The 7,600-nt window shown below is 60.5% G+C and carries 10 protein-coding genes and 1 tRNA gene; 4 read left to right on the top strand and 7 right to left on the bottom strand.

Annotated elements, in window-relative coordinates:
• The 3 genes from ACKLNI_RS01020 to ACKLNI_RS01010 form a co-directional block, all read left to right on the top strand.
• Positions 1 to 509, top strand: a 509-nt coding sequence (locus ACKLNI_RS01020) for a hypothetical protein (RefSeq protein WP_413717130.1), incomplete at its 5' end; no start/stop codon positions are given.
• A gap of 576 nt (positions 510 to 1,085) precedes the next feature.
• Positions 1,086 to 1,505, top strand: coding sequence for a hypothetical protein (locus ACKLNI_RS01015; protein WP_413717129.1), 420 nt, complete (start codon positions 1,086 to 1,088; stop codon positions 1,503 to 1,505).
• Between the two features lie 227 nt (positions 1,506 to 1,732).
• Entirely contained in the window at positions 1,733 to 2,314 is a 582-nt protein-coding gene (locus ACKLNI_RS01010) for a hypothetical protein (RefSeq protein WP_413717128.1), read from the top strand.
• A gap of 132 nt (positions 2,315 to 2,446) precedes the next feature.
• Here ACKLNI_RS01010 and ACKLNI_RS01005 read toward each other — a convergent pair whose 3' ends face one another.
• Positions 2,447 to 2,638, bottom strand: coding sequence for a hypothetical protein (locus ACKLNI_RS01005; protein WP_413717127.1), 192 nt, complete (start codon positions 2,636 to 2,638; stop codon positions 2,447 to 2,449).
• Positions 2,639 to 2,720: 82 nt separating this feature from the next.
• Positions 2,721 to 2,797 (bottom strand) — tRNA-Arg (locus ACKLNI_RS01000).
• A gap of 152 nt (positions 2,798 to 2,949) precedes the next feature.
• Between ACKLNI_RS01000 and ACKLNI_RS00995 the strand changes: the two genes are divergently transcribed.
• Positions 2,950 to 3,078, top strand: coding sequence for a hypothetical protein (locus tag ACKLNI_RS00995; RefSeq protein ID WP_413717126.1), 129 nt, complete (start codon positions 2,950 to 2,952; stop codon positions 3,076 to 3,078).
• 96 nt (positions 3,079 to 3,174) lie between these two features.
• Here ACKLNI_RS00995 and ACKLNI_RS00990 read toward each other — a convergent pair whose 3' ends face one another.
• From ACKLNI_RS00990 to sufC, 5 genes are read right to left on the bottom strand one after another with little or no spacing between them, the layout of a single operon-like run.
• A complete protein-coding gene (locus ACKLNI_RS00990; protein WP_413717125.1) occupies positions 3,175 to 4,395 on the bottom strand; it encodes a cysteine desulfurase in 1,221 nt (406 codons plus the stop codon).
• Positions 4,395 to 4,964 carry a YIP1 family protein gene (locus tag ACKLNI_RS00985; RefSeq protein WP_413717124.1) on the bottom strand — a complete coding sequence of 190 codons (570 nt, stop codon included), beginning with the start codon at positions 4,962 to 4,964 and terminating at the stop codon, positions 4,395 to 4,397. The genes ACKLNI_RS00990 and ACKLNI_RS00985 overlap by 1 nt, the downstream gene beginning before the upstream one ends.
• A gap of 2 nt (positions 4,965 to 4,966) precedes the next feature.
• Positions 4,967 to 5,467: a YIP1 family protein gene (locus ACKLNI_RS00980; protein ID WP_413717123.1), complete on the bottom strand. Its 501-nt coding sequence runs from the start codon at positions 5,465 to 5,467 to the stop codon at positions 4,967 to 4,969.
• Between the two features lie 12 nt (positions 5,468 to 5,479).
• Entirely contained in the window at positions 5,480 to 6,772 is a 1,293-nt protein-coding gene (gene sufD, locus ACKLNI_RS00975) for a Fe-S cluster assembly protein SufD (RefSeq protein WP_413717122.1), read from the bottom strand.
• The gene (sufC, locus tag ACKLNI_RS00970; protein ID WP_413717121.1) at positions 6,772 to 7,527 is read right to left on the bottom strand and encodes a Fe-S cluster assembly ATPase SufC; all 756 of its coding nucleotides are present in this window, start codon (positions 7,525 to 7,527) and stop codon (positions 6,772 to 6,774) included. The genes sufD and sufC overlap by 1 nt, the downstream gene beginning before the upstream one ends.
• Between the last annotated feature and the right edge of the window lie 73 nt (positions 7,528 to 7,600).

Below are 7,600 nucleotides of genomic sequence, written 5' to 3'. Positions count from 1 at the left end.
TGGCACTTGAGGCCCCGGGACGAAGCGCTCCCAAACTCGAACGCACCAGTGACAACAGCGTCACCATCCAACCCGACACGCAGGATCAGATACGCCAGCTGTATGGCCTGAAGACACAGGAGGCGGCCAACCTTCTTTTGGAAATCGGCGTCGGCGCCCTTGGAAACGCCGGGTTCAATCAGCTTGAACTCGTTCCCGCCCTGGCCATCGAGATGGAGCCGAGAGATGCCATCGAAGTCATGCTGGTCAACCAGATGGCCGCCACGCACTTTGCGACATCGTGCATGTCATCGCGGTTTCTCTCCGCAACCAGCCCTGAACTCAGGGAGACCTACGAGCGATCGTTGACGCGCCTTAATCGGACCTTCCTGGCGCAGGTGGAGCGTCTGAAGAAGTATCGAGCGAAAGCACAACAGGTCGTTCGGGTTGAACGCGTCGAGGTGAAAGACGGTGGTCAGGCCGTGGTGGGCGATATCAGCTACCGGAGGGGGGATGATGACGAAAGCTGACAATAACCCCATGAGCCCTGTCCATCGCCTCCGAAAAGCGCCCAGATGCCATGCCAGGGCGAAGTCCACTGGAGAGCGCTGCAAGTGCCCTGCGGTCCGAGGCTGGCGTGTGTGCCGTGTTCATGGCGCGGGTGGTGGCCACATAGCCGGGCCGAGCCATCCAAGGTGGGTGCATGGAGGACGGTCAGGAGAGGCCATCATGGCTCGGCAGCTCTCAAACTTGCTCCAACGATCGGAGTTCGCCAAATGAGTGTGGCCGGCCAGTTAGCAAGAACGGCGCCGCTTCGCGCGAACGCTTTGGATTTCGTATCTTGCCAGACAACTGATCAACACAAAAGCCGCTCAGAGCCTTCAAGCTCTTCCTCTCTGCTCCGCAATGCGACGGACGGAACTTTCCCATCCGAGACGGCGCTTCTTCATCACCACAAAGCAGCGTACTTCCTGCGTTTGCGCTACTCAACCATCGAGAAAAGCGTCCCGAACGGGAGGGGGGTACATCAATTTCTAGGGCAAAACGCCACGGACCGGCGGGGCTAGCCTTTCTGTCAGAAACGGTAACAAACGAGGTTTCAGGACATGGGAACACGAGGCCCAAAATCGCAGGAAGAATTGACCATTCCGAGGCCCGAAACGGAAGTTTCAGCGCGGATGGATGCGGATTATTCGCTGCGAGATGAAGAAAGCGAAGTCTGGAAGGCGATCACGGAAAGCCTGCCTGCCGACTGGATCAATGCGGGTAACGCGCCTGTCCTGGCGGCCTATTGCCGGGCCACGGTTTCAGCCCGCCGGATCGGGCAGCTTGTATATCAAGCCGAGCGGGCGGAAGACTTCGACCCTGACGAATTGCTGAAGCTGATCGCGGCGCATTCGAAGCTGGCGCAGACGATCAAGACGCTTGCAACGGCTCTCAGGCTGACACCACAGGCTCGGTATCTCCCGAAGCAGGCGGACAAGGCACGGGCCGAGGGCCGCAAGCCGTGGGAGCTTGATCGATGACGGCTGAACAGGAAGCCGAGATCGGGCGGCGGATGGCAGAACAGGCGGCCAAGGACATGAAGGCTTGGCGTGCGCATCACAAGCGCTAGGACTTTCTGATGGGGTGTCCCGAAAGAGACGGTCTTCTGAAAAGAGAATATTCAGGATTTCGGCAGCGACGGACGTTGATTGATATCAAGGCCCATTTCGGCCTCTCCACCTATTGATTCACAAGGGAGGCAGCGATCATGAAATGGTTACCAACTGCTGTTTTGTCCAGCTTGCTGGTGTTGCTTTTTTCCGGCTGTGGAACGGCCTTATTTCCGCCGAATGCGGCGATGAAGATGGAAGGCCGAAACCGAGAACAGGTGATACTTGTTGGTGATTTTTACGTAGGGGCGAGCTACAAAGAGCGAAAAGCTTCATTGCGGGTCAAACGCGGGACGCTTGTCTGCGTCGGAAACTCGGATAACGGTGTGCTTACGAATAATGCCGAGGGGTGGCTCGGTGAGAACTGGTTCACCGAGCGCAGGCACCTGCACTTTCGTCAGTTGCGACATACTCTTGACATCGAATGCAGCGATGGCCGGACCGGTACCTTGGTTGTGACCACCATACGGAACCATTCAAACGGGAGCAGCCGCTGGGATATGCCCTATCCTCATCGCACTCTGGGTTCAGGCTCGCTAGAGGATGGAACTAAAATCGACTTTGGGTCTAGCGGAGAATGCTCGCGGCTAAACGAAATGGATATCGAGTGCTTGTTTAGACCGTTACCGGTTGTTGAGTGGGACGCCATCCGTGCAGGTAGAAGATCTTTTTGGGACTGATTGGGCCAGTCTTTTCGCATATGGGTTCCGCGTGCTGTTGACCGAATAATGCTTCTAATGGTCCCAATGCCCGGCCCCCTGTCGCTTTTGGCACCGTAGGATGGGGTTTTGCTTTTACATATTCGGCGGCAGCTAAGACCGCAGCACCTCGTCCACGGCTTCCTCGTCCGGCCCCATGACCTTCGCCGCTTCTCTCAGCATCCACGCCCCGGCGGGCAGCTTCGCGATCTGGGCACGACCCGCCCATACCTCCCGCGCCCACGGCACACGGTCGTCAGGGATCAAGGATTCGATGCTGGCTTTGCGTCCTCGGCGGTCGGGCATTGGATTCTGCTTTATTCTGCTACCTATTTGCTACCTTGCGCCAAGGTGAGCATTCCGAAAATCCGCTAAGCATTTGATTTTATGGCGCACCCGACAGGATTCGAACCTGTGGCCTCTGCCTTCGGAGGGCAGCGCTCTATCCAGCTGAGCTACGGGTGCCTGGCGCTCTGATAGCCGCCACTCTTCGATGACGCAAGACGCCGTTTGACAAAACCCGGCACCACGCCCGTAAGGTCCATGCGGCGCACACCCGATTTTAAGGCTTCGGTGCGATGACCCGCCCTGTGGGGACGAGCAAGAGGGGTGGCGCAATGACCACAGCACTGAACAAGGACGACTGGCAACGCATCCTGCATGCGTTGTCGCACTTCCTGCACAACACGGAATACCGGGAAACCCACGGCAAGGTCGCAAGAATTCTGGGCAATCTTGACCCTTAGGCCAAGCCGCGTGTTGGGAAGATAACCGCGTCTCGTGGGATGTGAGACGCGGACTTCTCCGCCTTTAGAGGCCGAGAAGGTGCCGGTGACAGGCAATCAGGTGAAAAGTTCGTGCGCCAGTTCAAGCGCCTCGATCAGCGTATCGACCTCGGCCTCGGTGTTGTAGAGACCGAAGGAGGCACGGCAGGTCGCCGTCAGCCCGAGATGGTCCATCAAAGGGCCCGCGCAATGGTGCCCTGCCCTGACCGCGACACCCTTCTTGTCGAGGATCGTCGAGATGTCATGCGCATGGGCCGCGCCGTCCAGCGTGAACGAAAAGATCGCCGCCTTGTCGCGGGTCGTTCCCTGAACCTGCAGCCAGTTCAGCCCGTCGAGCCGTGACCGGGCGTAGTCCCGCAGGGTCTCTTCATGGGCCGCGATATTTTCCATGCCGAGGCCCATCATGTAATCCAGCGCGACGCCCAGCCCGATCTGCTGGACGATGCCGGGCGTGCCGGCCTCGAACTTCATCGGCGGGTCATTCCAGGTGACCTCGTCCTTGTGGACTTCCCGGATCATGTCTCCGCCGCCCATGAAGGGGCGCATCTCGGCCTGGCGTTCGGCCCGGATATAGATCGCTCCGGAGCCGGAGGGGCCGTAGAGCTTGTGGCCGGTGATGGCGTAGAAATCGCACCCGATGTCCCGGACATCCACCGGCATGTGAACCGCCGCCTGGCTGCCGTCGACCAGCACCGGGACGCCCTTGGCATGGGCGCCCTCGGTGATCGATTTCACGTCGACCCGGGTTCCGAGGACGTTCGAGAGATGGGTCACGGCCACGAGTTTCGTACGCGGGCCGATCGCGTCGACAACTTTCTGCGGGTCAAGCGCGCCGGTTTCGTCCACGTCGACCCATTTCAGGACAACGCCCTGGCGTTCGCGCAGGAAGTGCCATGGCACGATGTTTGCGTGGTGCTCCATTACGGACAGAACGATCTCGTCGCCCGACTCCATCCGCGGCATGGCCCAGCCGTAGGCCACCGTGTTGATGCCTTCGGTCGTGCCCGAGTTCATCACGATTTCGTTTTCCGAGGCGGCATTGAGGAACCGGGCGATCGTGCCCCGCACGCCTTCGTATTTTTCGGTGGCGAGGTTCGACAGGTAATGAAGGCCGCGGTGAACGTTCGAGTATTCCTCGGAATAGGCGCGCGTCACCGCGTCGATCACAGCTTTCGGTTTCTGGGCGGACGCCCCGTTGTCGAGATAGACAAGCGGTTTTCCGTTCACTTCACGAGAAAGGATAGGAAAATCCGCCCGGATCTTCTGGACATCATACATCACATCGGTCCCAGCAGAGAGTGTCCGAACAGCGCCACCGCGATCAGGAGAGCGATGGCCGCGACGAAGGACGCAAGCAGCATAACGCCCAGCGACCTTGCGAAAGAGGCGTAGCCATGCAGCGCGTCGATGAGGTTCACATTCACCCAGATCCCGAACAGCAGCAATGCAATCCCGTATATTCCCGCCAGCCCCGGCATGACGATCGCCAGGACGAGTTGCAGCGCCTGAAGTGGAAGTAGCGCGGCTTGGAAGAAGACGCCAATCAGGAGAGATTCCTCGAAACTGCCCTTGCCGCCGAGCAACTGCCCGACCTTCCAGATCGCAGCGGCAAAGGACAGGAAGACGACGCCCAGAAGGACGGCCATCAGGAAATAGGACACAGGCGCTTCCACGGCCGGCGGCGCGATCAAATCGCTGATCCCGCCGATAAGGACGCTGACCAGCACGATGACACCGAATGCGGGCCAGATCGCGGCCTTGGGCACTCCGAGCGACAGAAGCCGAACGCCGGCCTCGCGAGGTTCGCGATATGCCTGGACTGCGATGGAGATGAGGGCCTGTTCCAAGATCAATGTCCGCTATCGGTTCGCTTTGAGGCGACGAGAGAAATGCCCGAAACCCAGAACACGACAAGTGCCCCGAAGGCAAGCCCACCTACGAGATTCAATGCCGGCCCCGGCCCGACGAACCCGGCCGTAAGTCCCGTGAAGAGAAAAAGCGGCGCGGCGGCCAGCAGCCCCCAGAACAGAGCCATTCGCACTGAATAGCCATCAGCCTTGCGGCGAAACAGGCGCAGAGCCCCCTGCACGAGAAGCGACAGAACGTAGAACATCAGTGGCGCCATGAAGAGCCAGGCGAATAGCGCGCCCGCAAGACGCGCGTCGAACCCGATTTCGCCGTCGAGATGCGCCTCGCGGGCGAGGCGAGGCCATTGTGCCACGAAAATAAGGATGCAGGCCCCCATCAGCACCGCCAGTGCGCGATCCTCGCGCACCTGCGAACCGATGCGCCGCGCGAGCGTGTCACGCGGAGCACGATACGTTCGGACGATATCCAGAACGACGCTCACGAAGTCCTCCGGTCAGCGATTGCGGCGCCGCATCAGCCAACCTTCCAGCCGACCAAGAATGTCGGCGGCGATGGCCTCGTTCTCGATCTCTTCGATGGCCTCTGCGAGGAAGGCGAGCGTCAAGAGGTCTTGCGCTTCACCCGTCGGCACGCCGCGTGACCGGAGGTAGAACAAGGCTTCTTCATCGATCGCCCCCGAAGTCGAACCATGAGAACAGGCCACGTCATCGGCGTAGATTTCCAATTCCGGCTTGGCCAGGAACTGGGCGTCATCGTCCAGCAACAACGACTGGCTGATCTGATAACCGTCGGTCTTCTGCGCCCCCGGCTTCACGAGGATCTTGCCCTGGAACGTACCGACCGCGCCGTTGCGCAGTACCTTCTTGAACACCTGGCGGCTTTCGCAGTTCACCGCGTCATGGGTGATGAAGACCGTGTCGTCATGGTGGAACGCACCATCGCCGAGCGCGGCGCCCGCGATATGGGCCACCCCGTTGTCTCCGGTCAGTTCGATAAAGGCCTCGTTCCGCGTCAGCACGCCGTTGGCCGTCAGTGTGAAGGATTTGAACGTGGACTCTTCGCCAAGACGTGCAAACAGATGCGTCACCGCCCGGCGCTCATGGTCTCGGCCCTGTGCGCGGACGTGGTGGAAGGCGCCACCGTCCGCAATGTCAACTTCCATGCACTTGTTGAAGCGCGCAGCCGCCGGCCCGTTCTCGAGCACGGTCAGGTCGGCCCCCTCTTCAACGCGGATCACGAAATGCAGGATGGCATCGCTGTCGGTCTGCTCGTGAAGGTAGACCAGCGAGACCGGCTTGGACACCTTGCCCGTCGCGCGGATCACGACACCATCGGTGGCGAAAGCCGTGTTCAGCGCGGCAAAGGGTCGGGCAACCGGTGTCTGGCCCCGAGTTTCCAGAACCCCGTAAAGGTCCTTCGCCCAATGGATATCTGCGGACGTCGCCGAAGCGAGCCGCTCGATTTCCAGCCCTTCGAGCGACAGATCGTCGGAGGCCGCGGCATCGAACACGCCATCGCGGAACACGATCCTGAGGCGATCGATCTCCCCGAAGACGGGCGCTTCGCCCTTGGCATCGAAGAGCGCCGCTTCGGGCACGTCCACCGCGTTCAGGTCGTCGGGGCGTGTAAAACGCCAGTACTCATCCCGCGGTCCGGGCAGGCCCATGGTGCGCAGGCGCCTGAGCGCATCCTGGCGCGCCTCGCTGGCCCATGCCGCTCCGGACGGAATGTCCAGCGCAGCGATCCGCGCCTCGGTCGCGTCTATCCTGACTTGCGGCAGCGCCATTACGCCACCTCCGCCAGGATATCGGCATACCCGTTGTTCTCGACCTCGAGTGCCAGTTCAGGCCCGCCAGTCTTGACGATGCGGCCATCGGCCATGATGTGCACGACATCCGGCTGAATGTGGTCGAGCAGCCGCTGGTAGTGCGTGATGACGAGGAAAGACCGCCCCTCGTCGCGGAGCGCGTTCACGCCCTCGGCGACCAGTTTCATGGCGTCGACATCAAGGCCGGAATCCGTTTCATCGAGGATGCACATCTTTGGTTCGAGCAGTGCCATCTGGAGAATTTCGTTCCGCTTCTTCTCGCCTCCCGAGAAACCTACGTTCACGGGACGCTTCAGCATTTCCGCGTCGATCTTGAGGCCCTTGGCTTTTTCGCGGACCAGTTTCAGGAAGTCGCCCGCGCTCATTTCCTCTTCGCCACGCGCCTTGCGCTGCGCGTTCAGCGCGGTGCGCATGAAGGTCATGTTGCCGACGCCGGGAATCTCGACCGGATACTGGAACGCGAGGAACAGGCCGGCGGCCGCACGCTCCTCGGCCTCCATGTCCAGTATGTCCTCGCCATCGAGCGTGGCGGACCCTTCCGTCACCTCGTAGCCGTCGCGGCCCGAAAGGACGTAGGAGAGGGTCGATTTGCCCGATCCGTTCGGGCCCATGATCGCGTGCACCTTGCCGGCGGGAACTTCGAGGTTCACCCCCTTCAGGATCTGCTTGTCTTCGTCTTCAAGTTTGACGTGCAGATTGTTGATTTTCAGCATTTTCTTCCTCTCAAGCACAAGAAAGGGCTCCGCCGGAGCGGGCCCTTTTGTTCGATTTTCGAAGTGTGGGTCG

It is taken from the genome of Silicimonas lutimaris, from assembly GCF_047314965.1.
Lineage (GTDB): Bacteria > Pseudomonadota > Alphaproteobacteria > Rhodobacterales > Rhodobacteraceae > JAVJUV01.
This window is presented reverse-complemented; position numbering and strand designations above follow the sequence as displayed.